Origin of the sequence: Brevibacterium sp. HMSC24B04, assembly GCF_001806835.1 — a bacterium.
Lineage (GTDB): Bacteria > Actinomycetota > Actinomycetes > Actinomycetales > Brevibacteriaceae > Brevibacterium > Brevibacterium ravenspurgense.
Window position 1 is genome coordinate 22,772 of the sequence record NZ_KV786083.1, and the last position, 24,360, is coordinate 47,131.

At 64.0% G+C, this 24,360-nt stretch carries 26 protein-coding genes, 1 pseudogene and 1 riboswitch; of the genes and pseudogenes, 2 read left to right on the forward strand and 25 right to left on the reverse strand.

Annotation, left to right across the window (positions count from 1 at the left end):
* Positions 1–91: 91 nt before the first annotated feature.
* Together tsf and rpsB are read right to left on the reverse strand one after the other, a co-directional pair.
* Positions 92–919, reverse strand: a complete 828-nt coding sequence (gene tsf, locus HMPREF3092_RS03820; protein WP_019174839.1) for a translation elongation factor Ts — start codon at positions 917–919, stop codon at positions 92–94.
* 41 nt (positions 920–960) lie between these two features.
* Complete coding sequence (gene rpsB, locus HMPREF3092_RS03825) at positions 961–1,818, reverse strand: 30S ribosomal protein S2 (protein ID WP_061943801.1); 858 nt, start codon at positions 1,816–1,818, stop codon at positions 961–963.
* Between the two features lie 396 nt (positions 1,819–2,214).
* On the opposite strand from rpsB, the gene HMPREF3092_RS03830 reads away from it, so the two are divergent.
* Both HMPREF3092_RS03830 and HMPREF3092_RS03835 read left to right on the forward strand, forming a co-directional pair.
* A complete protein-coding gene (locus HMPREF3092_RS03830; RefSeq protein WP_070423889.1) occupies positions 2,215–3,231 on the forward strand; it encodes a D-alanyl-D-alanine carboxypeptidase family protein in 1,017 nt (338 codons plus the stop codon).
* A 45-nt stretch (positions 3,232–3,276) separates the two neighbouring features.
* Positions 3,277–3,978, forward strand: a complete 702-nt coding sequence (locus tag HMPREF3092_RS03835) for an NAD(P)H-binding protein (RefSeq protein WP_083274240.1) — start codon at positions 3,277–3,279, stop codon at positions 3,976–3,978.
* Between the two features lie 46 nt (positions 3,979–4,024).
* On the opposite strand, the gene HMPREF3092_RS03840 is transcribed toward HMPREF3092_RS03835, so the two are convergent.
* The 23 genes and pseudogenes from HMPREF3092_RS03840 to HMPREF3092_RS10965 form a co-directional block, all read right to left on the reverse strand.
* Positions 4,025–4,987 carry a tyrosine recombinase XerC gene (locus tag HMPREF3092_RS03840; protein WP_070423891.1) on the reverse strand — a complete coding sequence of 321 codons (963 nt, stop codon included), beginning with the start codon at positions 4,985–4,987 and terminating at the stop codon, positions 4,025–4,027.
* A 23-nt stretch (positions 4,988–5,010) separates the two neighbouring features.
* On the reverse strand, positions 5,011–6,219 hold the full coding sequence (gene dprA / locus HMPREF3092_RS03845) for a DNA-processing protein DprA (protein WP_061943789.1): 1,209 nt from the start codon (positions 6,217–6,219) through the stop codon (positions 5,011–5,013).
* Positions 6,216–7,805 (reverse strand): YifB family Mg chelatase-like AAA ATPase, encoded by a 1,590-nt coding sequence (locus HMPREF3092_RS03850; protein ID WP_083274241.1) that lies wholly within the window; start codon positions 7,803–7,805, stop codon positions 6,216–6,218. Before HMPREF3092_RS03850 ends, dprA begins: the two co-directional genes overlap by 4 nt.
* Positions 7,795–8,178, reverse strand: coding sequence for a YraN family protein (locus HMPREF3092_RS03855; protein WP_019174832.1), 384 nt, complete (start codon positions 8,176–8,178; stop codon positions 7,795–7,797). The genes HMPREF3092_RS03850 and HMPREF3092_RS03855 overlap by 11 nt, the downstream gene beginning before the upstream one ends.
* Before the next feature lie 156 nt (positions 8,179–8,334).
* On the reverse strand, positions 8,335–8,652 hold the full coding sequence (locus HMPREF3092_RS03860) for a DUF2469 domain-containing protein (RefSeq protein ID WP_070423892.1): 318 nt from the start codon (positions 8,650–8,652) through the stop codon (positions 8,335–8,337).
* A gap of 24 nt (positions 8,653–8,676) precedes the next feature.
* Positions 8,677–9,342 carry a ribonuclease HII gene (locus HMPREF3092_RS03865; RefSeq protein WP_070423893.1) on the reverse strand — a complete coding sequence of 222 codons (666 nt, stop codon included), beginning with the start codon at positions 9,340–9,342 and terminating at the stop codon, positions 8,677–8,679.
* Positions 9,339–10,010 carry a signal peptidase I gene (lepB, locus tag HMPREF3092_RS03870; RefSeq protein ID WP_019174829.1) on the reverse strand — a complete coding sequence of 224 codons (672 nt, stop codon included), beginning with the start codon at positions 10,008–10,010 and terminating at the stop codon, positions 9,339–9,341. The genes HMPREF3092_RS03865 and lepB (HMPREF3092_RS03870) overlap by 4 nt, the downstream gene beginning before the upstream one ends.
* A gap of 9 nt (positions 10,011–10,019) precedes the next feature.
* Positions 10,020–10,619, reverse strand: a complete 600-nt coding sequence (lepB, locus tag HMPREF3092_RS03875) for a signal peptidase I (protein ID WP_070423894.1) — start codon at positions 10,617–10,619, stop codon at positions 10,020–10,022.
* 57 nt (positions 10,620–10,676) lie between these two features.
* A complete protein-coding gene (rplS, locus tag HMPREF3092_RS03880) occupies positions 10,677–11,018 on the reverse strand; it encodes a 50S ribosomal protein L19 (RefSeq protein WP_070423895.1) in 342 nt (113 codons plus the stop codon).
* A 293-nt stretch (positions 11,019–11,311) separates the two neighbouring features.
* On the reverse strand, positions 11,312–12,076 hold the full coding sequence (gene trmD, locus HMPREF3092_RS03885) for a tRNA (guanosine(37)-N1)-methyltransferase TrmD (protein ID WP_070423896.1): 765 nt from the start codon (positions 12,074–12,076) through the stop codon (positions 11,312–11,314).
* Positions 12,073–12,579: a ribosome maturation factor RimM gene (rimM, locus tag HMPREF3092_RS03890; RefSeq protein ID WP_070423897.1), complete on the reverse strand. Its 507-nt coding sequence runs from the start codon at positions 12,577–12,579 to the stop codon at positions 12,073–12,075. The genes trmD and rimM overlap by 4 nt, the downstream gene beginning before the upstream one ends.
* A gap of 338 nt (positions 12,580–12,917) precedes the next feature.
* A complete protein-coding gene (locus HMPREF3092_RS03895) occupies positions 12,918–13,145 on the reverse strand; it encodes an RNA-binding protein (RefSeq protein ID WP_019174823.1) in 228 nt (75 codons plus the stop codon).
* A 2-nt stretch (positions 13,146–13,147) separates the two neighbouring features.
* Complete coding sequence (gene rpsP, locus HMPREF3092_RS03900) at positions 13,148–13,579, reverse strand: 30S ribosomal protein S16 (RefSeq protein WP_019174822.1); 432 nt, start codon at positions 13,577–13,579, stop codon at positions 13,148–13,150.
* A gap of 171 nt (positions 13,580–13,750) precedes the next feature.
* Positions 13,751–15,340, reverse strand: coding sequence for a signal recognition particle protein (ffh, locus tag HMPREF3092_RS03905; RefSeq protein ID WP_070423898.1), 1,590 nt, complete (start codon positions 15,338–15,340; stop codon positions 13,751–13,753).
* Positions 15,341–15,480: 140 nt separating this feature from the next.
* Positions 15,481–16,605 carry a signal recognition particle-docking protein FtsY gene (gene ftsY, locus HMPREF3092_RS03910; protein ID WP_019174820.1) on the reverse strand — a complete coding sequence of 375 codons (1,125 nt, stop codon included), beginning with the start codon at positions 16,603–16,605 and terminating at the stop codon, positions 15,481–15,483.
* 10 nt (positions 16,606–16,615) lie between these two features.
* Complete coding sequence (locus HMPREF3092_RS03915; protein ID WP_040377204.1) at positions 16,616–17,005, reverse strand: hypothetical protein; 390 nt, start codon at positions 17,003–17,005, stop codon at positions 16,616–16,618.
* Positions 17,006–17,125: 120 nt separating this feature from the next.
* Positions 17,126–20,662 carry a chromosome segregation protein SMC gene (gene smc, locus HMPREF3092_RS03920; RefSeq protein ID WP_070423899.1) on the reverse strand — a complete coding sequence of 1,179 codons (3,537 nt, stop codon included), beginning with the start codon at positions 20,660–20,662 and terminating at the stop codon, positions 17,126–17,128.
* 28 nt (positions 20,663–20,690) lie between these two features.
* Complete coding sequence (locus HMPREF3092_RS03925) at positions 20,691–21,755, reverse strand: ThiF family adenylyltransferase (RefSeq protein WP_070423900.1); 1,065 nt, start codon at positions 21,753–21,755, stop codon at positions 20,691–20,693.
* On the reverse strand, positions 21,752–22,618 hold the full coding sequence (locus HMPREF3092_RS03930; RefSeq protein ID WP_370919359.1) for a thiazole synthase: 867 nt from the start codon (positions 22,616–22,618) through the stop codon (positions 21,752–21,754). The genes HMPREF3092_RS03925 and HMPREF3092_RS03930 overlap by 4 nt, the downstream gene beginning before the upstream one ends.
* Positions 22,566–22,802, reverse strand: a complete 237-nt coding sequence (gene thiS / locus HMPREF3092_RS03935) for a sulfur carrier protein ThiS (protein ID WP_019174815.1) — start codon at positions 22,800–22,802, stop codon at positions 22,566–22,568. Before thiS ends, HMPREF3092_RS03930 begins: the two co-directional genes overlap by 53 nt.
* Positions 22,799–23,884 carry a glycine oxidase ThiO gene (gene thiO / locus HMPREF3092_RS03940; protein ID WP_070423901.1) on the reverse strand — a complete coding sequence of 362 codons (1,086 nt, stop codon included), beginning with the start codon at positions 23,882–23,884 and terminating at the stop codon, positions 22,799–22,801. The genes thiS and thiO overlap by 4 nt, the downstream gene beginning before the upstream one ends.
* A riboswitch (TPP riboswitch) is annotated at positions 23,870–23,976 on the reverse strand. Its footprint overlaps the gene before it by 15 nt.
* A gap of 43 nt (positions 23,977–24,019) precedes the next feature.
* The gene (locus HMPREF3092_RS11500) at positions 24,020–24,241 is read right to left on the reverse strand and encodes a zinc finger domain-containing protein (protein WP_083274243.1); all 222 of its coding nucleotides are present in this window, start codon (positions 24,239–24,241) and stop codon (positions 24,020–24,022) included.
* Positions 24,174–24,360, reverse strand: a pseudogene (locus tag HMPREF3092_RS10965) (hypothetical protein); the annotation flags it as partial. The gene HMPREF3092_RS11500 and the pseudogene HMPREF3092_RS10965, both read right to left, overlap by 68 nt.

Genomic DNA, 24,360 nt, shown 5'->3' on the forward strand with positions numbered 1-24,360 from the left:
CAGCCCGCCCAAACAGCTCGGCGGAGGAAACCCAGACACAGAAATGCCCCCTCGGCAGTGAGCCGAGGGGGCATTTCAGCAGTTCAGACGATCAGACGCCCACGCGGAAGCGCAGGAAGCCCTTCGCGTCGATGCCGGCTTCCTTCAGAACAGCCGAAACCGGGGTCTTGGGCTCCTTGGCGAAGCCCTGGTCCAGCAGGCAGTTGTCCTTGAAGAATGCGTTGACGCGGCCTTCCACGATGTTCGGGATGGCGCGCTCCGGCTTGCCTTCGTTCTTGGCGGTCTCAAGGGCGACTTCGCGCTCCTTTTCGACGACCTCAGCGGGAACGTCTTCGCGCGAGAAGAACTTGGGCGACATGGCTGCGATGTGCACTGCGACATCGTGTGCAACCTGGTCGTCGCCGCCTTCGTAGGCGAAGAGAACGCCGACCTGCGGGGGCAGGTCCTTGTTGGTGCGGTGCATGTACTGCGCGATCGAAGGAGCTTCGATGCGGCCCACGCGGCGCAGGTCAACCTTTTCGCCGAGCGATGCTCCGCCTTCGGTGATGATCTGCGAAACCGGCTTGCCGTCGATTTCGGTGTTCAGCAGGGTTTCAGCGTTGTCGGCGTTGTTTGCAACGGCCAGGTCGAGGACCTCTTCGGCGAGCTTGCTGAAGGTGTCGGACTTGGCAACGAAGTCGGTTTCCGAGTTGAACTCGATCATGGTGCCGACACCGTTTTCGACGCGTGCCAGAACAACGCCGTCCGAAGTGGAACGGCCTTCGCGCTTGGCAGCGCCCTGCAGGCCCTTGACGCGGAGGATCTCAACGGCCTTGGTCTTGTCGCCAGCGGCTTCGTCGAGTGCCTTCTTGACGTCCATCATGCCTGCGCCGGTCTTTTCGCGCAGCTCTTTGATGTCAGCTGTGGTGTAGTTCGCCATGGAATCTCCTTTGGAAGATACGGGGTCGAAGGGACGTGTGGTCAGGCTTCGGGCTTGTCAGCGGCCTTGTCTTCGGCCTTTTCGGCGTCAGCCTTGTCAGCTTCGGCCTTGTCTTCGGCGCCTTCGGACTTGCCTTCGAGGAGTTCGCGCTCCCATTCGGGCATCGGTTCGACGGCGGAAACGTTCTTTTCGCCCTCTTCGCTGCCGCCGTGGCGCTTGATGAGGCCTTCGGCGACTGCGTCTGCAACCACGCGGGTCAGCAGCTTGACGGAGCGGATCGAGTCGTCGTTGCCCGGGATCGGGTAGTCGACAACGTCAGGGTCGCAGTTGGTGTCGAGGATAGCGATGACCGGGATGCCGAGCTTACGAGCTTCGTCAACGGCCAGCTGTTCCTTCTTGGTGTCGACAACCCACACGGCCGACGGGGTGCGCTGCATGTCGCGGATACCGCCGAGGGTGCGCTCGAGCTTGTCCTTTTCGCGGGACAGGATGAGCAGTTCCTTCTTGGTGCGACCTTCGCCCGCTGCGTCCTCGAAGTCGATTTCTTCGAGTTCCTTCAGGCGGCGCAGACGACCGGCGATCGTCTGGAAGTTGGTGAGCATACCGCCGAGCCAGCGCTGGTTGACGTAGGGCTGACCCACGCGGGTGGCCTGTTCTGCGATTGCTTCCTGAGCCTGCTTCTTCGTGCCGACGAAGAGGATCGAACCGCCGTGTGCGACGGTTTCCTTCACGAAGTCGTAGGCGGTGTCGATGTAACCCAGCGACTTCTGCAGGTCGATGATGTAGATGCCGTTGCGCTCGGTGAAGATGAAGCGCTTCATCTTCGGGTTCCAACGGCGGGTCTGGTGACCAAAGTGAACGCCGGATTCGAGCAGCTGGCGAACGGTGACGACGGCCATGCCGAGGTCTCCTTTCTCTGCGCTTGCGCGCCTAGGGTTCCTGCGGTGAGCCCGTGGGCATAGACCGCGGAACGGTTTTCGGTTGATCCTGGCACCCGTGGATCTGTCGACGCGCTTTCCACCGGACTTGGGATCCGTTGGCTGTGGACAGCGCGCACCTTCGGCAGATCGGTTGAATCGGATGCGCGAAGTCAGAAGCGGACACGCTTCTGCTGGTTTCATTCTACGCTGTCGCTCAACCCAGACAAAACGGGGCTGCCGCAGGCCAGGGCCGCCGAGGTGGAACTCCCGGAGTGGAGGTGACTTCAGTTCTCGCGGCTGGGGATTGCGCCGGGCTTTCCCACAGGTGTTTTCCGGGCCTCGCGGCAAGGTGAAGGTGCGGGCTGAACTGAGTGCATGAAAGTCATCACCTCTGCTCTATCTTCTGCTGTTGCTGTTATCGCAGCTTCTGTTTTCGCCGCACTGACCGTGGTGGGCGGGCCGGCTTCTGCCTACGCCCAGAACGCCGACGGCGCCGGTGCTGAAGCTGCGCACCGTTGGCTGACTCCCGTTCCGGGCCTGCAGATTGTGCGCGCTTTCGACAAACCCGAACAGAACTGGAAGGCGGGCCACCGTGGGATCGATGTCGCCGCCGCCGTCAGCGAACCGATCCGCTCCCCTGCCACAGGCACCGTGCGCTTTGCCGGGAAGGTCGCCGGAAAACCGGTTGTCAGTCTCGAAGTGGGCGGCTACGCGGTGTCGTTCGAACCCGTTGCGAGCACTGTGCGCAAGGGCGATCAGGTTGCTGCCGGGCAGGTGATCGGCACCGTTGCGGACGCTTCGCACTGTTCTGAGGGCTGTGTCCACGTCGGCGTGTGGAGGCTGGACCGGGCTAAGGACTATCTGAATCCGGCTGATTTCTTTGTTTCCGACGCCTCGATCCTGCTGCCCGAAGGGCAGGCACCGGACCGCTTGCCGGCCGCGGCACAGGGAGGCTCTGTTGCAAAGTCAGGCGCTGGCGCATGGGGCGGCTACAGCAACGGACAGATCCCGGCGGTTGCCCTGTGCCCGCTGCGATCGGCTCCAGGCCACAGGCTGCGATGCGATGCTGCGAAATCATTTGATGCGCTGTCAGCTGCTTTTGCCCAGAGGTTTGGCCATCCGATCTCAGTGACCGACTCCTACCGCGACTACCAAACGCAGGTGGCACTCAAACGCCGCAAAGGCAAATGGGCAGCAACTCCTGGACGCTCAAACCACGGGTGGGCGCTGGCCGTGGACCTGGGCTCTGGCATCAACAGGTTCGGCACACCGCAGCATCAGTGGATGAAGTCGAACGCCGCCCGCTTCGGCTGGGTGCACCCGCCGTGGGCAGAGCCATCGGGCTCTCTGCCTGAGCCGTGGCACTGGGAATACCGAGATACGGGACAGTAATGTGCCCGGTTTGGCCCCCGCGCGGTCTTCAGGCATTCTGAAGCTGTGAATCCCCAGAACCCCCGTTTGGCAATCATCGGCGGCGCTGGCCGCCTCGGCAAAGCTATTACCGACAGGTACCCGGACGAGGTCGTTTCAATTGTGCGCCGCCCGGAGCAGATGTACGAGCAGATGGAGCTTTCTGACCTCGGCGTATCCCCCGTCCTGGCCGATGTTTCCCGCTCAGCAATCGAGGAACTCGCCGAAACCCTCAGCGGGGTCCACTCCGTCGTATACGCGGCAGGCTCGCGGTTGGACAACAGCTTCGACGTGTTCTCCAACAACCTTGTGGGGTCACTGCGCGCGCAGCAGGCGTCCAAGCTTGCCGGTGTTGAGCGCTTTGTGCAGGTTACGCCGTGCGCATCTCTCGCCGCCGCTGTGGGCTGTGCCCACCCGGAATCAGTGACCATGGCGGACGAAGCACTGCGGATTTCCGGTTTGAACTACACAATCATCAGGCCTTCGGCAATGATGATCGATGCGGCGCCCGGTCTGCAGCTTGCTTCATCGGACATCGACTTCCAGCCTGTGCGCCTGGACGATATCGCCGACCTCGTCTGCGAAGTCCTCGATGCAGACCTCGCGCCAGGCAGTGAAATCAACGTTACGGCTGGTTCGCAGACACCCAGTTCAACCCTCAGGGACTTCCTTCGCCAGCCGAACTCTGTAAGCGCAGGCCAGCAGCCGGTCAATCTTTCTCGCAGCTGACAGCAGACGGCCTGTTCATCGGCAGGCCAAACTCGTATATCCCGTTTTATGCGCGAGGGTGGGCTTGCCGGTAGGTGTCTTTGAGCCGCTGCAGGGAAACGTGCGTATAGATCTGCGTCGAACTCAGACTGGCGTGCCCGAGCATTTCCTGCACTTGGCGAATGTCAGCCCCGTTTTCCACCATGTGAGTTGCCGCTGAATGCCGCAGACCGTGCGGTGCCAGCTTTGGGGAATCGCTGTAGCCGGCAGTTGCCCGCCCTACGACCTCGCGCACTTGACGCGGGTCAATGCGCTTTCCGCGCACGCCGACGAACAGGGCTTCAGGCTCTGCGGCCAGCGCATCCCGCCCCTTGTCCAACCAGGCGTTCAGCGCAGCTTCTGACGGCCCGCCGAAGGGCACTCGGCGTTCTTTGCGCCCCTTGCCGATGACCGTGATGAGTTTGTTGGTGAAGTCGATCGAGTCCAGGTTGAGGCTTGTGAGTTCTGATACGCGCATGCCCGTGGCGTAGAGCAGTTCGACCATGGCTCGGTCCCGCAGCTGCACCGGGGTGGGCTCTGCTGTCTGCTCCGTGTCTGCACTGGGGGTCTGCGCGGTGTTGGCCAGCACAGTTTCAGCGGCACTCTGTTTGAGGACAGCCGGCAGCCGGCCGGGTTTTTTGGGTGCCTGCAGACGCTCGGCGGGTGAAGCCTCGATGCGGCCGCTGCGCCGCAGGAATGTGAAGAACGACCTGACACCCGCGATGCGCCGTGCCGCTGTGCTGGGCGATGCCCCGTTTTCGTGGATCTCCATGAGCCAGTGGCGCAGGTTGGCCAGTTCGACGTCCCGCAGGGCAATGGGTTCCCCGCCGGCGGCGCGCACAAGGAATTCGAGCACGGACTGTGCATCGGCACAGTATGCCCGCCGGGTGTGTTCGGACACTGTCTGATGGACCGTGAGATCAGCCTCGTAGTCCTCAAGGGCCGAAGCGTATTCGGCAGGCAGTGCCTCGCGGGGAAGGTTCGAGGTCATGAATCCAGGATAGCGGGGACAGTTCACCGGCCCTTCTGCCACTCGTCACCGCTGCGCTGTGCCAGCCCGGCAAGTTCGAGTGCGGCGAGCGCGGCCGTCGTGGTCTGCGGGTCCAATCCCGCCCTCACTGCGAGAGTGGAACAGTCAACGCCGCGCTGCACCGGGAGTGCGGAGAACACTTTGAGCTCGGCATCGCTAAGACCGTCCGCCTGTTTGCCGTGTGCCTGTGCACTTTCCCGGCTGAACAGTTCGGCGATGTCCGCCGTGCCCAGCAGTTCGCGCACGTGGTCAGCTTCGGCAACGAGCACAGCGCCGGCATCCCGTATGAGACGGTGGCATCCGGCGGATTCAACATCCGAGGCGCGCCCAGGAAATGCACCCAGTGGGCGACCGAGTTCAGCTGCGTGATGCGCGGTGTTGATAGCCCCGGAGCGCCAGCCCGCCTCGACAACCACAACGGCTGATGACAGTGCGGCTATCAGTCTGTTGCGCGCCAGGAACCTGTGCCGCATGGGTGTGGCACCCGGTGGGCACTCGGAGACCACCAGGTGATTGCGGCACAGCTCTTCCAGCAGGTCCGCGTTGCCGCGCGGATACATGCGGTCCACTCCCCCGGCCATGAGCGCGATTGTTGAGGCTCGTCCGCTTGATGCAGCAAGAGCCCCGGCGTGCGCTGCCGCGTCAATGCCGAATGCTCCGCCGGAAATGACGGTCACGCAGTCGCGAGCCAGTTCAAACGCCGTGTTCTTGGCAAGCGCGGTCCCGTAGCCGGTTGCGGCACGAGCACCGACAAGAGCACAGGAAACATCTGCGAGCTCGGCCAGATTGCCCGGTCCGCGCACCCACAGGGCTGTTGGCGCATCCAAACCGAGGTCATCCAGCTGCTCTGGCCATTCGCTGCTGTCCGGCGTGATGAGGCGAGCGCCAAGCCGTTCCATAATCCTCAGGTCACGGTCGGCATCGCCGTCGTGCCCTGCGATTCTGGCGCGCCATCGTTCGGCGGCTTTGCTCACCGCTTCCGTGCTGGCCGTGATGCCGAATGTGGCCGCACAGCGCGCGATGAAGCTCTTCGCCCCGGCGTTGTCTGTCCCGTCGTGGCGTGCCGCTTCACTGAGCGCGCGCCATGTTTCTTCCACGCCTTCGGCGCGTATGCACACCGCGAGCATCCGGTCGGTGGGCTCTGCTGTGCGCAGGAGGTTCGCGGCTGCTCGCAGTTCGGCAATATCGGTCATAGCTGCTCCTGGGTTCGCAGTGCGGCCGCCGCCATGAGCTCGTCACGCCCGGGGCGTTCAATGCCGCGCAGATCGGCGATTGTTGCGGCTATGCGCAGCACCCGGTCATAGCCGCGCATCGACAGCGTTCCGCGTTCTAAAGCGGTATCCAGGTGCGCTGTTTCCTGCGGTGTGAAGCGGAAGATCTCCCGCAGTCGACTGCCCGGAGCTCGCGCATTGAGGGAAAAGCCGTCAGTGCTGTACCGCTCTGCTTGCACCTGCCGAGCCTGGGCAACCCGCTGTGCGACTTCTGCTGAGCCTTCGCGCTTTTCTTTTCTGTGCAGGTCGGCCGGACTGATGGGCTGCACTGTCAGCTGAATGTCCACGCGGTCCATGAGTGGACCGGACAGTTTGGCTCTATAGCGCCTTTTCTCCGTGGGACTGCACATACACTGCCTGCCGGTCGAACCACCGCACGGGCACGGGTTTGCCGCCAGCACAAGCTGAAACTGGGCGGGAAGATCAACCGAGCCCCACGCCCGGTGAATGCTGCACACTCCGCTTTCCAGGGGCTGTCGCATGGCTTCGAGAACATCGCGACTGAATTCGGGGGCCTCATCGAGGAACAGCACTCCCCTGTGGGCTTTTGACAGCACGCCGATCATCCCCGGTTTGGAACCGCCCACCATTGCCGCGGCAGTCGTGCGGTGGTGCGGAGATTCAAAGGGAGGAACAGCAGCAAGTCCCCGCTCGGGATCAAGTGTGCCGTCCAGAGACTGCAGCGAGCAGGCTTCCACCGCCTCGTCAGGTGACAGGGGCGGCAGCAGACCAGGCAGGCAGCCGGCGAGCATTGTCTTGCCCGCCCCGGGCGGGCCGCTCATCAGCAGGTGGTGCCCACCGGCAGCCGCAACCTCGAGGGCCCACCGGGCGTCGTCCTGACCCTGCACGTCCGCGAGATCGCCCGGACGCTGCGGCTCGACTGCCCGCCGACCACTCAGCTCAACCGGCACGAGGTCAACGGGACGCACATCCCCGCCGAGCACCCGCACGGCATCGGCCAGACTGATGCACCCGCGCACGTCGACATCGCCAGCCAGGAGAGCTTCGCTTTCATTCGCCTTGGGCACAATCACACGCCGCAGGCCTTCCTTCCGCAGCGCTGACACCATGGGCAGCACACCGTTGACCGGATGAAGTCTGCCGTCCAAGCCCAGTTCGCCAATGCAGACGCACGATGCCGCGGAGTCGCGGTTGACAGCCCCTTCTGCCGCAAGAAGCGCCACTGCGATGCTCAGGTCGAACGCGGTTCCGGCTTTCTTCACACTGCCCGGTGACAGGTTCACGGTGATGCGCTGAGCCGAAAGACTCAGCCCCACATTCGACACCGCCGCACGGACTCGTTTGCGCGCTTCCGAAACGGAAGCATCGGGAAGCCCCACGATGTCGATGCCCGGCAGCCCGTTGTTGATGCTCGCCTCCACGGCAATGACCGTGCCGGAAAGCCCCCACAGGGCGACTGCGCTCGTGGCTCCAATGGCCCGGGCTTTCGGTTTGATCACGGTGTAGGCGGGTGCGTCGGCCAGCGTGGTTGGTGCTTCACCAGTCATGGAACACCTGCTCAATGTGGGTAAGCGTCGGCGCTTCACCGCCGAAGCAGATTCCGATGACGTCAATCCGGTAGCTGGGGATGTAGCCCTTCTGTTCGGTCACCCAGCGTGTGGCCAGGCCCTGCAGGGTGCGCAGCTTGTGGAAGTCAACAGCTTCCAGCGGGTCGCCGGAAAAGGCACTCGAACGGGTTTTGACTTCAACGAACACGACGTCTTCGTCGTCATAGGCGATGATGTCGATTTCACCGTCACGACATCGCCAGTTGCGGTCGAGGATGATCCAATCGCAGTCGCGCTCAAGGTAGTTGGCGGCGATTTCTTCGCCCCTGGCACCCAGCGTTGTGTTGTGTGGTTTTCTCTGCGGCTCATTCATGCCGCCAACGGTGCCCGGCAGACCAAGTGGAGCGGCACCTCGTCAAAGGTCTTGGGGATAACCTGCCCTCAGTCCACAGGCGCAGGCACGGAAGTGAGCACCGGCTGAACAGCGCACCCAGCCGCCCGGTGGCCGACCCTCACAACAGCGGCAGACTCAGCCGTCGAGGTCCTCGGGGCCGGGGAAATCGCTCTTGGCGAGCTCTTCGATGTTGACGTCCTTATAGGTGAGTATCCGCACGTTCGTCACAAAGCGGGCGGTGCGCCACGTGTCCCACACCCAGGCGTCGGTGAGCGTGACCTCGAAGAAGACATCCCGGCCGTCGGAGTGCTGCTGCACGTCAACGGAGTTGGCCAGGTAGAACCGCCGTTCGGTTTCCACGGCGTAAGAGAAAAGGCTGATGACGTCGCGGTATTCGCGATACAGCTGCAGTTCGAGAGCAGCTTCAAAAGCCTCAAGGTCTTCGACGCTCATAGCTCCTACCCTAGTGTTCGACCCTCAGAGGGCAAATGACCTGCGGTGCCACTCGGTGGGCCCAAATTCCGCCACGGCGCGCTTGTGCGCGGGGCTGGGGTACCCCTTGTTGCCCGCCCAGCCGTATTCGGGGAACTGCGCGTCGAGTTCGACCATGAGCGCATCACGGTCGACCTTCGCGATGACGGAGGCCGCGGCGATCGTGACAATCCGCCCATCGCCCTTGATGAAGGTGCGGACTTCGGGGACCACCGCGTCAGCGTCAGCAAACAGGTGTGCGTCCACAAGGGACGGTTCATAAGACAGCCAGTTGTGTTTGCCGTCCAACAGCACGACGTCGGCTTCGGGAAGCTCTGCCAGGGCCCTGCGGCCTGCCAGTGCCAGTGCTGCTGTCAAGCCGATTTCGTCGATCTCGGCAGCCGAGGCGTAACTCACTTGCGCGTGCTCCTGCCAGTCGCGGACCGACTGGGCGACACCGGGTCGGCGCGCCGGTGTGATCTGTTTCGAGTCGTTGAGCCCCGCCGGGATGTCAGCGGGTTCGGCCAGGAGTTCATCGAGTGAGAACCAGACGGCACCCACCCCGACGGGGCCTGCGGTGCAGCCGCGCCCCACCTCGTCCATTCCGATGACCCGTCGGATGCCGTCGTCGTACAGCTGCCGTTCAAGGCTGAGGTCAGTCAGTCCGTTCACGGGTTGGGAACGTCGGCGAAGACTTCGGTGGCGGCTTTGACGCGTGAGAAGCGGTCCAGTGGCCAGTTGATGACGAACACCGTGCCGACCACGTTGTCCTTCGATACGAACGGTCCGCCGGCAGATTCGGTGTTGTAGCGCGAATCGAGTGAGTTTGCGCGGTTGTCGCCCATCACCCAGTAGCTGCCCTCGGGGACTTCCACTTTGAATTTGATGGCCGAAGGGTCGGTTCCGCGCTTGATGTAGGTTTCGTCAATCGGCTGGCCGTTGACCTTGAGGCGGCCCTTTTCGTCGCAGCATTCGACTGTGTCACCGCCGACGCCGATGACGCGTTTGATCAGCTGCTGGCCGGCGTTGGCCGGTACGAGACCCAGGAACTCAAGCACCGGGTTCGGCTTGTAGCTGCCCGATGTGTCTGGGGGCAGCCAACCGCCCGGGTCATCGAAGACGATGATCTGTCCGCGCTGCGGTTCGTTCCACGGCAGCTGGTTGACCATGATGCGGTCGTCGATCTGCAGTGTGTTCTCCATCGATGACGACGGGATGTAGAACGAGCGAACGACGAAGGTTTTGATAGCGAAGGAAACGACGAGAGCGATCACCACGATGATCGCGATTTCACGCAGCCCCCGCAGGGCCTTGCTGCCGTCCTTCTTCCGTTCAGTCACCGGGCCATCCTATCGCGGCGCCTGCTGGTCAGATTCTCGGACTGTTCCAATGATCCGCTTGAGCGGGACCATTCCCCCGCCGGGTCGGCCCAGAAGGTTCCGCGAGTCAGTCGAATCGTGCCTGTTGTCGCCCATGAGCCACACGCGCCCTTCGGGCACGCGCACGTGGAATTCCATTTCCGAGGCGGAGCCCTCCTGATCTTTCAGGTACGGCTCTTGCAATGGCTCACCGTTGACGGTCAGCTGGTTGTCCTCGCAGCAGACGATTTCGTCGCCGCCGATGCCGATGACGCGTTTGACGTAGAAGACGTTCTTCGGTCCGATCCCGAACCACGATGCGATGTTCTGCACCCCGCCGGGACCTGTGCCGGGGATCATGCTGCCGCGGCCGTCGAAGACGACGACGTCGCCGCGTTCAATGTCTCCCTTCAGCGCCGGGACGCGCCAGACGGTGATCTTCTGCCCCGGCTGCAGGGTGGGCTCCATGGATTCAGACGGGATGGAGAATCTCTGCACGACGAAGCCGCGTAGGATGCCGGCCAGCAGGAGGCCCACGATGGCCAGCCATGCGATGACCGGCAGGATGCGGCGAGTGCGTGATGTGTGCATGTTCCGGATATGACGAAGGGCGCGAACCGATCGGTTCGCGCCCTCAGTTCGTCATGCTCAGCGCTTCTCGCGGATGCGAGCGGCCTTGCCGTGACGGTCGCGCAGGTAGTACAGCTTGGCGCGGCGAACGTCACCGCGGGTCAGCACGTCGAACTTGTCGATCGTGGGTGCGTGAACCGGGAAAGTACGCTCGACGCCGATGCCGAAGCTGATCTTGCGGACGGTGAAGGTTTCGCCAACACCCTGGCCCTGACGGCGCAGAACAACACCGCGGAACACCTGGACACGCGAACGCGAGCCTTCGATGACGCGCACGTGCACGTCAACGGTGTCACCGGCCTTGAAGTTGGGAATGTCGGTCTTCAGCGAAGCCTTGTCGAGAAAATCAAGTTTCTGCATTGGTTTCTCCTGCATGCGCGCCCCGGATCGTACATGCGCGTGTCAGTATCCGCAGAAAGCGGATGGGCGGATGGTCTGCCGGATGGCCTTGCGGCTTCCCTTATGGACTTGCGAGCCCTCCGAGGCAGGCTGAAGTCAGCAAACGCAGAGACCCAGTTTAGTGCACAGGCGCACGCCTCGCCAAGTCGAGATCAGAACCGCAGATCCGCATCGTGCCGGGCCGGCACCTCGTACGCCCGAGAGCGCCGGCTCAGTGCCGTCAAAATGCCCGCGCAGTGCGGCTCGGCACCTGGTCAGTGCCGGCCGCGAAGCGAGTCGAGGTAGTCGCGGTCCTTCTTGCTGAGGCTGTCCCACAGCTTTTCGAGCATGTCGGGACGCACCTCGCTTGTCCTGCGCAGCCGCTGTTCGTAGCGCCAGCGGGCAATTGCCGCGTGATTCCCCGACAGCAGAACCTCGGGGATGCCGCGGCCGCGCCATTCGGCGGGCTTTGTGTAGGCGGGATATTCGAGCAGCCCGTCTTCGTGGCTTTCCTCGTCCAGTGATTCCGGGTTGCCGATGATGCCCGGGATCAGCCGGGCAATCGCCTCGATCATGACGAGTGCCGCGACTTCACCGCCGTTGAGCACGTAGTCGCCGATGCTGATGAGCTCAACATCGAAGCGGCCATCGTCTGCGGCCCATTCGACAACCCGCTGGTCGATGCCCTCGTAGCGCCCGCAGGCAAACACGAGGTGTTCTCGCTGCGCCAGTTCCCGGGCGATCTTCTGGGTGAAGGGGACACCCGCTGGACTGGGCACGATCAGCACGGGCCGCTCCCCTGTTCCCGAGGTGCCCTCGAGTGTGCTTTCCAGGGCCTGTGCCCACGGCTCGGCTTTCATCACCATGCCAGCACCGCCGCCGTAGGGAGTGTCATCAACGGTGTGGTGGCGGTCAGTGGTGTAGTCGCGCGGGTTGCTCACCCGCAAGTCCAGGTGGCCGTCCCTGCGGGCTTTGCCGATGAGGGAAAGGTCGAGCGGGCTTAAGTAGTCCGGGAAGATTGTGAGAACGTCGAGTCTCACGATTCGCCGTCCTGCGGCAGCAGTCCCGCCGGAGGGGTGATCGTCACGGTACCGGAGTCGGTGTCGACGTGTGGAACGATTTCCTCAACGAACGGGATAAGAGCCTCAGCCCCGCTGTGCAGGGTGATTTCGAGGAGATCCTGCGCGGGGTTGTTGATGACGTCGGCGACTTTGCCGATCACGGTGTCGTTTTCGATCACGTCGAGGCCGATGAGGTCGGCAACGTACCAGGCGCTGTCGTCGTCACTGTCATCCGCTTCGACGCTGATGAGGGTGTTGCGGACTTCTTCCGCCCGCGTGCGGTCGCTGATTTCGGCGAAGGTCAGCAGCAGGCGGTCGCGATGCCACCTGGCGCGGGTCAAGGTGAGAGTGCCGATGTCCGGCTGAGTGGAGAACTCACTGCCGACGAGGAAGCGCTCATCGGGATCATCGGTGCGGACTTCGACGGTGAACTCACCGCGGATTCCGTGTGGTTTGCCCAGCCGGGCGACAACTTGACTCACAGGGGCCTTTCACAGCTTGACGGACCCCTCCAGTGTAACGGCGGGCGGTCTGCCGTGGGGCGCGCCCGAGCTGCTGCGGCCCAGCCGCGCCCTGCACCCCGGCGGCCGACGAAAACCGGACCTCCACCTCGGCCCCTTCCTGCACCCGCACACCGTTTAGCAACAAAAACACCCGAAAACAGTGGCGGCTAACGGGAGTTTTTCTTGCTATCGGGTGGGCCCTTGCGGCTAAAGCGCAGATCCGTCGCTAACGGGTGTGCCAAACCTGCGATATCAAACACAACAGCGCCCCGGGAGGAAATCCTCCACGGGGCGCTGTTTGAAGACTGCGAGTGTGATCAGGCTTCGACAAGATCGACGCGCACGCGTTCGCCGGAAATGGCGTTCACGACTTTGCGCAGCGACTTGGCGGTGCGTCCGGCACGTCCGATGACACGACCGAGGTCGTCAGGGTGGACGCGCACTTCGAGGGTCGTACCGCGACCGCTGCTGCGCTCCCTCACGGAAACGTCGTCAGGATTGTCGACGATTCCCTGTACGAGGTGTTCAAGCGCCTGCGCAAGCATGATCAGGCCTCTTCTGCTTCTTCAGCAGCGGGTGCTTCTTCAGCAGGAGCTTCGGCGGCTTCTTCAGCCGGAGCTTCCTCAGCCTTTTCTTCCTTCGGCTTGATGACCGACTTGGCTTCGGGAGCTTCGAATTCCTGCTTTTCAGCCTGGCCCTCGACGCGGTTGGTGGTGTCACCTTCGCCGGTGAACTTAGCCCAGTCACCCGTGAGCTTGAGCAGAGCCTTGACCTGGTCGGTGGGCTGAGCACCCACTGAGAGCCAGTACTGTGCGCGCTCCGAGTCGATCTTGATGACCGACGGGTTGTAGGTGGGCTGGTACAGACCGATCTCTTCGATCGGACGGCCGTTCTGGCGGGTCTTCGAGTCAGCCACGACAACGCGGTAGTGCGGTGCGTGGACCTTGCCGATGCGGTTCAGACGAATTTTGACTGCCACTTCTGTGGTGTCTCCTTTTGCGATCAGGGTGAAGAACCGAGCGCATGACGTGGGGATGTCAGCGATTCGTATCTTCGTGTTCCAGCCTGTCCGCTGGCTGAGAGGGATCAGCGGGCAGACAAGTACAGCAGATTATTGTGCCAGAAAAGACGCTGGCTTTCCACCGGGGGTTTACTTCGAGAAGCCGCCGAAGCCCTTGGGCAGCTTCGACAGGTCGAACTCTTCGTCATCCCCCAGGTCGATGCCGCCGAAGGATGCGCCCTGCTGGCTGGGTGCTTTGCCTTCGCGGCGCAGCTGCGCTTCGCGTTCCTGTTGGGCGCGCTTGGCCGGATTGCCGGACTTGCCGGCACCGCTGCGCTTCTTGCCGCCGGGCTTGCGGCGCTGCTTGCGGCCTCCCCCGGCACCCATGCCCGGCATTCCCGGCATGGCGGGCATACCCGGCATTTGCGGCATGCCGCGGCCGCCGCCCATCTGCTTCATCATCTTCTGCATGGCGGCGAACTGCTCCATGAGCTGATTGACGCGGCTGACCTCAACACCGGCACCGCGGGCAATACGGGCCCTGCGGGATCCGTTGAGAATCTTGGGGTTGGCGCGCTCAGCCGGTGTCATCGAGCGGATGATCGCCTCGATGCGGTCGAATTCACGTTCGTCGAACTGTTCGATCAGCTGGCGGTGCTGGGCCATGCCCGGAATCATGCCGAGCATCTTCTTCATCGAGCCCATCTTGCGGATGGCACCGATCTGCTTGAGGAAGTCCTCGAGGTCGAAGCCATCACCGGATTCGACCTTCTTGGCGAGCTTCTCAGCTTCCTTCTTGTCGAAGGTGCGCTCGGCCTGCTCGATGAGCGTCATGATGTCGCCCATGTCGAGGATCCGGTCGGCCATGCGGTCCGGGTGGAACTGTTCGAAGTCCTTCAGCCCTTCGCCGGTCGAGGCGAACATGATGGGCTTTCCGGTGACTTCAGCGACCGACAGGGCGGCACCGCCTCGTGAATCACCGTCGAGCTTCGACAGGACGACACCCGTGAAGTCGACGCCCTCAAGGAAGGCCTCGGCGGTCTGCACAGCGTCCTGACCGATCATGGCGTCGATGACGAACAGGACTTCGTCGGGGTTGACGGCAGCACGGATGTCGGCGGCCTGCTGCATAAGCTCCTGGTCGATGCCCAGGCGGCCCGCGGTGTCGACGATGACCACGTCGTGCAGCTTCTGGCGGGCTTCTTCGATCGAGTTCTTGGCAACAGCCACGGGGTCGCCCACGCCGTTGCCCGGCTCCGGAGCGTAGACGGGAACGCTGGCGCGTTCACCCATCACCTGGAGCTGGTTGACTGCGTTCGGCCTCTGAAGGTCACAGGCCACGAGCATGGGGCGGTGGCCTTCGCCGCGCAGCCAGTGAGCGAGTTTTCCGGCCAGGGTGGTCTTACCGGCACCCTGCAGACCGGCGAGCATGATGACCGTCGGCGGTTTCTTGGCGAATTCGAGGCGGCGGGTCTGCCCGCCGAGGATTCCCTTGAGTTCGTCACCGACGATCTTGACGACCTGCTGGCCGGGGTTGAGCGCCTGCGAAACCTCTTCCGACAGCGCGCGTTCGCGCACGCGCCCCGTGAAGGAGCGCACCACCGGAAGCGCGACGTCAGCGTCGAGAAGCGCACGGCGGATTTCGCGGATTGTCGCATCGACATCTGCTTCCGTCAGGCGGCCTTTGCCGCGCAGATTGCGGAAGGTTGCTGTCAGGCGATCGGAAAGAGAGTTGAACACGGGTTCTGACTGCCTTCTTATGTGGACTGAAACTCAACAGACAAGGATAGACGATGCGCCGGGCCCGGTTTCTCAGCTGTTGCCGTCCGGATCCGCTGTCCCACGGCACCGGTGGGGTCAAGCGGCTGTGCCGGTCCCGGTCAGGATTCGAGCAGCGCGTCGACGAAGCCCTCGGCGGTGAACGGCGCGAGGTCGTCAGCACCTTCGCCCAGGCCGATGAGTTTGACGGGCACTCCCAGGGCACGCTGAACGGCGACGACGATGCCGCCCTTTGCGGTGCCGTCGAGCTTGGTGAGCACAATGCCGGTGATGTCGACGGATTCGGCGAACACCTTCGCCTGCTGCATGCCGTTCTGACCGGTGGTGGCATCCAGGACGAGCAGAACTTCGTCAACCTCGTGCCCCTCGCCCAGCGGGCGGGTTGCCACGCGCTTGACCTTGCCGAGTTCGTCCATGAGGTCGCGCTTGTTCTGCAGGCGGCCGGCGGTGTCGATGACGACAACGTCAACGCCGTCGCTCTTGCCCTGTTCAACGGCTGCGTAGGCAACCGATGCGGGGTCGACGCCCTCTTCTCCGCGGACGGTCTCGACACCCACGCGGTCGCCCCACGTGGTGAGCTGCTCTGCGGCTGCCGCACGGAAGGTGTCCGCCGCTCCGAGTACGACCTTGCGGTCTTCGGCTACAAGGACGCGGGCGATTTTGCCCACGGTGGTGGTTTTGCCGGCGCCGTTGACGCCCACCACGAGCATGACGGCGGGGTCGCCGGCTGTCTGAGCGACCTCCGTGCGATCGACGTTGAGCGTGCGGTCCATGGTCGGGTCGACGACTTTGATGAGCTCTTCGCGCAGCAGGGGCTTGAGGTGTTCGGGGTCGCGGGTGCCGAGCACTCGCACCCTTTCGCGCAGCGAGTCGACCAGTTCGGCGGTCGTGTCAACGCCGAGGTCGGCCATGATGAGCGAATCTTCGATGTCTTCCCACGTCTGTTCGTCCAGAGTGTCCTGGGAAAGCAGAGTCAGCAGACCGCGGCCGAAGACGTTGTTGGACTTGGCCAGTCGAGCGCGCAGCCGGGCCAGGCGGGTGGTCGGTTCGGTGGGGGTTTCGTACCGCCGCTCCTCTTCGACCTCAGTGGTTTCGGTGTCCTCGACGAGGTCCGGCACGTGTGCCGGCGGAGTGCGGCGCTTAGTACGCGCAGGGCCGAAGAGCACAAAGCCCACGGCGATGAGAACAATGGCCAGGATGATGCCGACTGTGACAAGAGTGTCCATGGCACCCAATCTAGCGGAACAGAATATTCAGGGTGGTCCTCAGCCCCGCACCGGTTTCCGGGACCTTCCAGTGTCGGGTGCGCGGCCGCAGCGTTGAGAGGCTCGGTGCCGCGTGACGGCGCGGCTGCGGTATGAGCACGTAGTGGTGGTCGGCCATCGCGGTGACGGCGGCTTGTTCGCGCGTGGGAAGGTGCGCGGTTTCTTCGTCTGCTCCGAAGAAGCCGTAGTCGTCATAGCCGGTCCACGAGTGAGGCAGGCGGAAGCGCTGCGAGGAGCTGGCCCTGATGCGGCCTTCTTCGCGCAGGCGCGGCACAGCCACGGCGAGCACGATGATGATGCCGATCGTCAGAATGATCGCCAAGCCGATGAGGAGAATGACAAAGCTGCCCAGACCAGCCATCAGCACCCCGTGATTGGGCGGTTGCAGAACATGGGCAGAAGCTCCTCGGCGGCGTGATTTCGGCGGATCTCAGAAGACCAGCTTAGTGCGACCAAGCTGATAGTTCTATTCGAGAACCACCTATTCGCCTTGCCGGCTGTCGGCCAGCCGCTGTGAGACGACCTTTGAGATTCCATCGCCGCCCATTGTGACGCCGTAGAGGGCGTCAGCAATCTCCATTGTGCGTTTCTGGTGAGTGATGACGATCAGCTGCGAGCTTTCCTGCAGCTCTTTGAAAACGCCGAGAAGACGCGTGAGGTTCGCGTCGTCGAGTGCCGCTTCGACTTCGTCCATGACGTAGAAAGGGCTGGGCCGGGCTTTGAAGATCGCCACGAGGATGGCAACAGCGACGAGCGAGCGTTCCCCACCCGACAGCAATGACAGCCTGCGGACTCGCTTTCCGGCTGGCCGGGCGAACACCTCGACCCCGGTCGTGAGCATGTCGTCGGGGTCTGTCAGCGACAGCGACCCTTCACCGCCGGGGAACAGTCGGCTGAAGATGTCGGTGAATTCACGTGCCGTGTCGGCAAAGGCCTCGGCGAAGACCTCTTTGACGAGTTCGTCGATTTGGCTGACCATGCCGCGCAGATCCTCGCGGGTCTCTTCGATGTCGTTGATCTGCTTTTCCAGGTAGTCGTGGCGTTCCTGCAGCGCGGTGAACTCTTCGAGCGCCAGCGGGTTGACCTTGCCGATGCGCTTCATTTCGCGCTCGGCTTTTTTCTGTGCGGCTTCGACTTCAGCGCGCACAAACGGCCGGGTCGGCAGTTCGTCAGCGTCGCTGTCAACGTCAGCTGAGAAGTCGGGGACGTCGAGGTGGGGGCCGAACTGTTCGACGAGGTTCTGGGCCGCCAGGCCGATTTCCTGTTCCGCTCGCCGGCTGAGCTCTTCGAGCTTGAGTACGAAGCGTTCGCGTTTCAGCGCTGCCGCGTGTTCGGCTTCTGCAAGCTTCGCCAATTCTCCGCGGAGCTCTTCCAGGCTTTCCCGCAGCTTTTCGGCACGTTGGTTGGCTTCCGCGCGGCTTGACTGCAGCCGGGCGTGTTCTGCTTCGGCGCTCTTTTCGCGTTCGGCCAGATGTTCGGCGAGTTCCACGGCGATGGCACCGGCGGCTTCGGTTCTGTCTGCCAGCAGCCTGCGCGCCTGTTCTTCGCGCTGCAGGCGTTCGCGTTCGGCCTGTTGGGCGCGCGCTTTGCGGCGCAGGCTGTCGATGCGGTCGGCTAGGAAGCGCACGCGGTCATCGGCTGAGCGGGCCGCGATCCGGGCTTCCATGACCTCTTCGCCCAGCTGCGAGTGTTCTTGTGCCAGACGGTCGCGGTCTTCTGTGTCGGGTTCGGCATCGACGCTGTCGAGTCCCGCAAGGGCTGCCTGGGCTTTGTCACGCTGCTCTTCCGCCTGGGCTCGGCGTTCTTCCAGCTGTGCGCTGCGGGCATCGAGGCGCTCGATTTCTGCCTCCAGCAGCTGCTCGCGCTCCTTGGCGGCCGTAACGCTGCCTTGGGCGCGGATACCCTGAGCTTCCGCGTCGCGCCGGGCTTCTTGCGCCTGCTGTTCGTCACTGCGGGCAGTCCGGAGGGCTTCGCGCAGCTTCTCAACTTCCGACGAGGCGTCTGCGGCTGCCCGTGTGAGGTCGCCGATGCCGGCCTGGGCTTCTGCGAGCGCATTGCGCGCTTCGGCGCGGGCGGCTTCCGCCCTGCCGGAGCGGCGCACGCGGTGGGCTTCGATGACGGTTCCCGCCCGCGTCACGCAGGTCAGGTCAGGGTGGTCTTCCAAAAGCGCAAGCGCAGCATCGGAATCATCGACGATGACGGTGCGGCTGAGCACCGACCGCAAGGCGGCGTGCAGTGCGGGATCCGTGGAGGCCACGACGTCAACAGCTCGCCTGCCGCCGCTGACCTCGAGAGCTTCAGGACCGCTGGTCTGGGCCGTGGAGCCGATGACGGTGTCGACGTCGGCACCGTCGTCCGTGCTGTCCAACAGTGCGAGCCCTGCTGCATGGCTGCTGGCAAACAGTGCCTGCGCAAACGGGCCGAGTGCTGCCGCAGCTGCTGTTTCGAAGCCCGCTTCGATCTCCAGGAGGTCTTCTACTCGTCCGGTCACCCCGTCGATTTCAAGGGCGAGGAGGTCCTCGGCTGATGCCGAATGCGAGGCGCTCAGCTGCAGGGCCTCAATGCGGGCCTCCGTCTTGCGCAGCTGACCGGTCAGTTCGGCACTGCGCGCACTGGCTTCGTCAAATGCCTTCTGGGCCTGCGCGGTGGCTTCCGCCGCGGCCTTCACAGTGTCGTCGATGCCGATCTGGTCGCCTTCGAGTTCAGCTGCGGCGGCTTCTGCACGCTGGGCTTCGGCGCGTGCGGCTTCGATGTCGGCCAGGAGCTTGTCCCGTGCCGGCGCGGCGTCGGCTTTTTCGCGGGCAATCCCCTCGAGTGCGCGCTTGGCTGTTTCGACATCGGACTCAAGGCCGGCCCGGATGCGGACCTTTTCGGCGATTTCCGCCCGTGCGGCTTTCAGCGCGGCTTCTGCCTGCTCGAGCTTTCCTGAAATCTCCGAGCGGGTCTGCGCCAGCTCTTCGAGGCTCTGTGCCCTCTTGCTCTGCTGGTCTTCGGCATCGCTGAGCTCACCGCGGAAGTGCTCGGCCCGCTCCAGCAGCGCTTCGGGTTCGTCGCCGCTGAGCTTCTGGGCGGGTGTGCGGAGGAATTCCACACGGTCGCGAGCGCGGCCAGCTGCCGCCTTGGCTCGAGTGGCAGCCTGCCCCACCCTGCGCAGCAGCTGCGAGAGGCGGTCGTGTTCTTCTTCTGCCTTCACCGCGACGGTGCGCGCCTCAGAGATTTCCTCTTCCAGCTGTGCAATGCGCGCCTCTAGGTGCTGACGCTGCTGGGATTCCGTGTGGGCATCGCCCGTGTTCTGCAGCGCGGCTTCTGTTTGGACGATGTCGTCGGCCAGCAGGCGGGCGTTGGCATCGCGCAGTTCCGCCTGGACGGTTGCGGCACGCTGGGCGGCACGAGCCTGCCTGCCCAGGGGCCCCAGCTGTCGGGCGAGTTCTGCCCGCAGGTCCTGCAGGCGGTCGAGGTTGGTCTGCAGGCCGTTGAGTTTGCGGACGGCTTTTTCTTTGCGCCTGCGGTGTTTGAGGACACCGGCGGCTTCTTCGATGATTCCGCGGCGCTCAAAGGGGTCGGCGTGAAGGACCTGGTCCAGCTGTCCCTGGCCGACGATGACGTGCATCTCTTTGCCCAGACCGGAGTCTGAGAGCAGCTCCTGGATGTCCAGAAGCCTGGCGGGTGCGCCGTTGACGGCGTATTCGCTGCCGCCTGAGCGGAACAGCGTGCGGCTGATGGTGACTTCCGTGTAGTCAATCGGGATGGCCCCGTCGGTGTTGTCAATCGTCAGACTGACTTCGGCCCGGCCCAGGGCCTGCCGTTTCGAGGTGCCGGCGAAGATGACGTCCTCCATTTTTCCGCCTCGGAGGTTCTTCGCTCCCTGCTCCCCCATGACCCATGCGAGCGCGTCGACGACGTTCGACTTGCCTGAACCATTCGGTCCGACCACACACGTAATGCCCGGTTCGAGTTCAAGCCGGGTGGCGGACGCGAACGACTTGAAGCCGCGCATCGACAGGGTTTTGAGGAACATTCAGATCAGCATAGCCGCATGTCCGGCCTCAGACGGCGTTGATTCCGCCCACAAGGCTGGCGGCACCCTCGTGCATTCCGCGGGCTTTGAGAATGTCGAGTGCCTGCAGCGAGCGCACACCGGCCTGACAGAACAGCACAGTCAGCGGCGCCTCGGACTCCGGCAGCTGTGCTCCCTCCAGCAGGGCGCTGAGTGGAACACTGTGCGCCCCGGCAATGGTTCCGGCGGCGTACTCGTCGGCTTCGCGCACGTCGACCAGCAGGGTCGACTGGCCCGCCTGTAGGCGGGCTTCGAGGGCTGCCGGGGTGATGACAGCCGCGGAGTCGAGGTGCTCGACCGGTGCGCGGTCGGGATCTGCGGCAACCGTGAGGGTCCGCATAGTGCTGGCCAGTCCGTCGTAGATGAGAACCGAGCCGAGTGCGGATTCGCCCACGCCGGCGAGCAGCTTGATGGCCTCCATCGTCATAAGCGTGCCGATGATTCCCGGCAGCACGCCGATGACTCCGGCTTCCGCACACGTGGGTGTGGAGCCCGCGTCAGGGGCTTCCGGGTAGAGGTCGCGGTAGGTGCCGGTCTTTCCCGCCCAGAAGACGCCCACCTGACCGGAGAAGCGCAGGACCGAACCCTGGATGACGGGTTTGCGCAGCATTTCGCACGCATCGGAAATGAGGTAGCGGGAATCGAAACTGTCGGTGCCGTCGATGACGAGGTCCGCATCCCGCAGCACGTGCAGGGCATTATCGGCGGTCAGGCGGTCGGTGTGGAGGGTCAGTTCGATGCCGGGGAACAGACCGCGGCACACATCGGCGGCTGATTCTGCTTTCAGCCTGCCGATATCGGATTCGGAGTGAATGACCTGGCGGTGCAGATTGCTGCGTTCGACAACGTCGTCATCGATGATCTCGATGTGGCCGACACCGGCTGCCGCCAGGTACTGCAGGACGGGAGCTCCGAGCCCGCCCGCGCCGACAACAGCGACCCGCGATTTCAGCAGCCTGGCCTGGCCTTCTTCGCCGAAACCGGCCAAACCCATCTGCCGGCGGAAGCGATCCGCGTCCTCCGGTGTCAGTTTGAGGTGCGTGCTGTCTCTCACTGTGTGACCCCCATTCCGCGGAATCCTTCGGCCGGGTCGTGGCCTGTGACGATTCCATCAAAGCTGCTGGAAGCAACAGCACCGTGCCGGCGCGTGGGAATCCGGCCGGCGCGTGCGGCCCAGTATCCGGATTCAACTGCCATGCGCATGGCTCGTGCCATGGCAACGGGGTCTTCGGCGCGCGTGACGGCACTGGCCAGAAGAACAGCGGAACATCCCAGTTCCATGGCGAGTGATGCCTCGGACGCCGTGCCGATCCCGGCATCCAGCACCACCGGAACAGAGGCGCGCGAGCAGATGAGCTCGATGTTGTGCGGGTTGAGGATGCCCAGGCCGGAGCCGATCGGTGCACCCAGCGGCATGACGGCCGCGGCACCAGCGGATTCCAGTCGCTTGGCCACGGCAGGGTCATCAGATGTGTAGACGTAGGGCACAAAGCCGCGCTCGGCGAGCATCTCCGTGGCTTCAAGCGTGGCAATGACATCCGGCAGGAGGGTCTTTTCGTCCGCGATGACTTCGACCTTCACGAGCGAGGTTTCGCACGCTTCGCGGGCCAGTTCAGCGGTGAGCACAGCGTCGGCCGCGGTGTAGCAGCCTGCGGTGTTCGGCAGCACCTTGATGTCCAGTTCGGACAGCATGGCGAACAGCGAATCGGCTTCTGTCGGGCTGTAGCGGCGCATGGCGACGGTGGTGAGTTCAGTGCCGGATTCCTGCAGGGCTGCCCGCAGGTTGGTGTGGTCTACTGCCCCGCCGGTTCCCATGATGAGCCGGGAGGTCAGGGTGGTCGGGCCGATTGTCAGCGGCTGCACATCAGCCTCCCTGCACAGCTGTGACGATGTCGATGACAGCCCCGTCTGCGACATCCGTTTCTGCCCAGCGGGCCCTTGGGATGACAGCTCCGTTGAGTGCTGCTGCGATGCCGGGTCGGCTGCCGTCTGCGGGTGTTCCGTCCGGGTTGAACTCCTTGTCGGTCGTGCGCGCCACGACGTCAAGCACCGTGAGCTTGCCGTCGAGCTCCTGCTCGGTGCCGTTGACCTTGATGCTCATGGGATCCTTCCTTCCGGGTGGGTGTCGGCGGCCTGGGCCGCCAGGCGGGAAATGTACGGGGTCAGGAGGATGCCGTGCCGGGACAGTCCTCCTGCAACAACAACTGCCGAGGTGCCGCTCACCTGAGTCCGTGTCACCACCGGCATGTCGTCTTCTGTTGTGGGGCGAGCGCGGGTGGTCACGTCGATGAGGTCGCAGTCGCGCAGCCCGGGAACAACCGTGATGGCATCAGCCAGGAGGTCGGCAACGCTGCCGAGGTCTGTGTCGGGGCGGTCTTCGCGGACGGATGCGCCGATGACGATTTCACCGCTTGCCCGCGGCACGACGTACACGCTGCGGCCGGTGACGACGGCGCGGACGGTGCGCGTCAGCAGCGGGCCGAAGCGCAGACGGCTTTCGGGGACGCGCACGCGGATGACATCGCCGTAGACCGGCCGCAGGCTCAGTGCCGCGTCTTCAGGCAGCCCCGCGATGTCGGCGATGCCCATGCCGGCGGCCACGACTGTCGTGTCGAAGCTGTGAAGAACGCCGTCAGCGGTTTCGACGGCCGCACCGTCCAGGCGGGTGACGCGCTGCCGGACAAGTGCCTCCGGTCCCAGTGCTTCCAGCATGGCGTTCGTGAAACGGCGTGGGTCGATGCGCAGGTCACTGGGGATTTCAGCCCCGGCTGACAAGCCCGGAGCAAGGGCGGGTTCGAGACGCGTGAGCCTGCTGCCGGGCAAATGCTCGAAGGCCAGTCCGCGCGCTTCGTAGGCCCGTTCCATGCGTTCGAGGTATTCGCGGTCGCCAGGGTCAGCTGCGACCAGGAGGGTTCCCGCGGTTTCATAGCCGACCGCGTCATGCGGCACCCCGAGCAGTTCCAGGAACTCAGGGTATTCGTCGAGGGCTTTCTGCATGATCGGCAGCAGGCTGTCTTGGCCGAACTGGACTTCTGCGACGGGGGCGAGCATGCCAGCGGCAGCGTAGGAGGCTCCGCTGACCGGCGCGGGATCGAAAACGGCGACGTCGTGGCCTGCGCGCTGCAGCCGCAGGGCTGTGGCGAGTCCGAGGATTCCCGCCCCGATGACCGCTGTCTTCACCATTCTCCTCACGTCGGCATGATCCGCTTCGAGTGCTGATGGTCGGCCGCTTCGCCCTCTCAGCCGGGCGTGCCCCGGCTCCCATGAACCGCCCTCAGAGTAAGCCCCCGGCAGTGTCGGAGCAAATAGCCGGACCTCTCAGCGCAGCCGCTGGGGCTTCTGGCACCCGGGGCACCAGTGGGATGAGCGTCCTGCGATCGTGCTGCTGCGCACAATTTCACCGCACCGTGTACACAGGATGCCGGCTTTTCCGTAGATCCCGTGTTCGTCGTCATAGCCGTGTCCTATGCCTCTAGCGCTCCAGGACGGAGCGGGTGCTTGATTCGGGGGAGAGGTCGATGCGCCGCAGCAGCTGGGCATTGAGCGCTACGACGACGGTCGACAGCGACATGAGAACCGCGCCGACCCACATCGGCATGACAAACCCGATCGGTGCGAGGATGCCCCCGGCGGAGGCGATGGCGACGTCGGTGCCGGCG

Coding starts and splice junctions, on each gene's coding strand:
- HMPREF3092_RS03915 (WP_040377204.1), bottom strand. CDS start 17,005: ATGGCTGGTCTGGGCAGCTTTGTCATTCTCCTCATCGGCTTGGCGATC.
- smc (WP_070423899.1), bottom strand. CDS start 20,662: ATGTTCCTCAAAACCCTGTCGATGCGCGGCTTCAAGTCGTTCGCGTCC.
- HMPREF3092_RS03850 (WP_083274241.1), bottom strand. CDS start 7,805: ATGACTGGTGAAGCACCAACCACGCTGGCCGACGCACCCGCCTACACC.
- HMPREF3092_RS03860 (WP_070423892.1), bottom strand. CDS start 8,652: ATGAGCGTCGAAGACCTTGAGGCTTTTGAAGCTGCTCTCGAACTGCAG.
- rpsB (WP_061943801.1), bottom strand. CDS start 1,818: ATGGCCGTCGTCACCGTTCGCCAGCTGCTCGAATCCGGCGTTCACTTT.
- HMPREF3092_RS03830 (WP_070423889.1), top strand. CDS start 2,215: ATGAAAGTCATCACCTCTGCTCTATCTTCTGCTGTTGCTGTTATCGCA.
- HMPREF3092_RS03855 (WP_019174832.1), bottom strand. CDS start 8,178: ATGAATGAGCCGCAGAGAAAACCACACAACACAACGCTGGGTGCCAGG.
- thiS (WP_019174815.1), bottom strand. CDS start 22,802: ATGAGCATCAAGGTCAACGGCACCGAGCAGGAGCTCGACGGCAAGCTC.
- ftsY (WP_019174820.1), bottom strand. CDS start 16,605: ATGGACACTCTTGTCACAGTCGGCATCATCCTGGCCATTGTTCTCATC.
- HMPREF3092_RS03840 (WP_070423891.1), bottom strand. CDS start 4,987: ATGACCTCGAACCTTCCCCGCGAGGCACTGCCTGCCGAATACGCTTCG.
- HMPREF3092_RS03930 (WP_370919359.1), bottom strand. CDS start 22,618: ATGTCGCAGACGGGGCTGTCATCGACATCGTCACAGCTGTGCAGGGAG.
- rplS (WP_070423895.1), bottom strand. CDS start 11,018: ATGCAGAAACTTGATTTTCTCGACAAGGCTTCGCTGAAGACCGACATT.
- tsf (WP_019174839.1), bottom strand. CDS start 919: ATGGCGAACTACACCACAGCTGACATCAAAGAGCTGCGCGAAAAGACC.
- dprA (WP_061943789.1), bottom strand. CDS start 6,219: ATGACCGATATTGCCGAACTGCGAGCAGCCGCGAACCTCCTGCGCACA.
- lepB (WP_070423894.1), bottom strand. CDS start 10,619: ATGCACACATCACGCACTCGCCGCATCCTGCCGGTCATCGCATGGCTG.
- thiO (WP_070423901.1), bottom strand. CDS start 23,884: ATGGTGAAGACAGCGGTCATCGGGGCGGGAATCCTCGGACTCGCCACA.
- HMPREF3092_RS11500 (WP_083274243.1), bottom strand. CDS start 24,241: ATGCCCAGCTGCTGCGGCGCATCGACCTCTCCCCCGAATCAAGCACCC.
- HMPREF3092_RS03895 (WP_019174823.1), bottom strand. CDS start 13,145: ATGCTTGCGCAGGCGCTTGAACACCTCGTACAGGGAATCGTCGACAAT.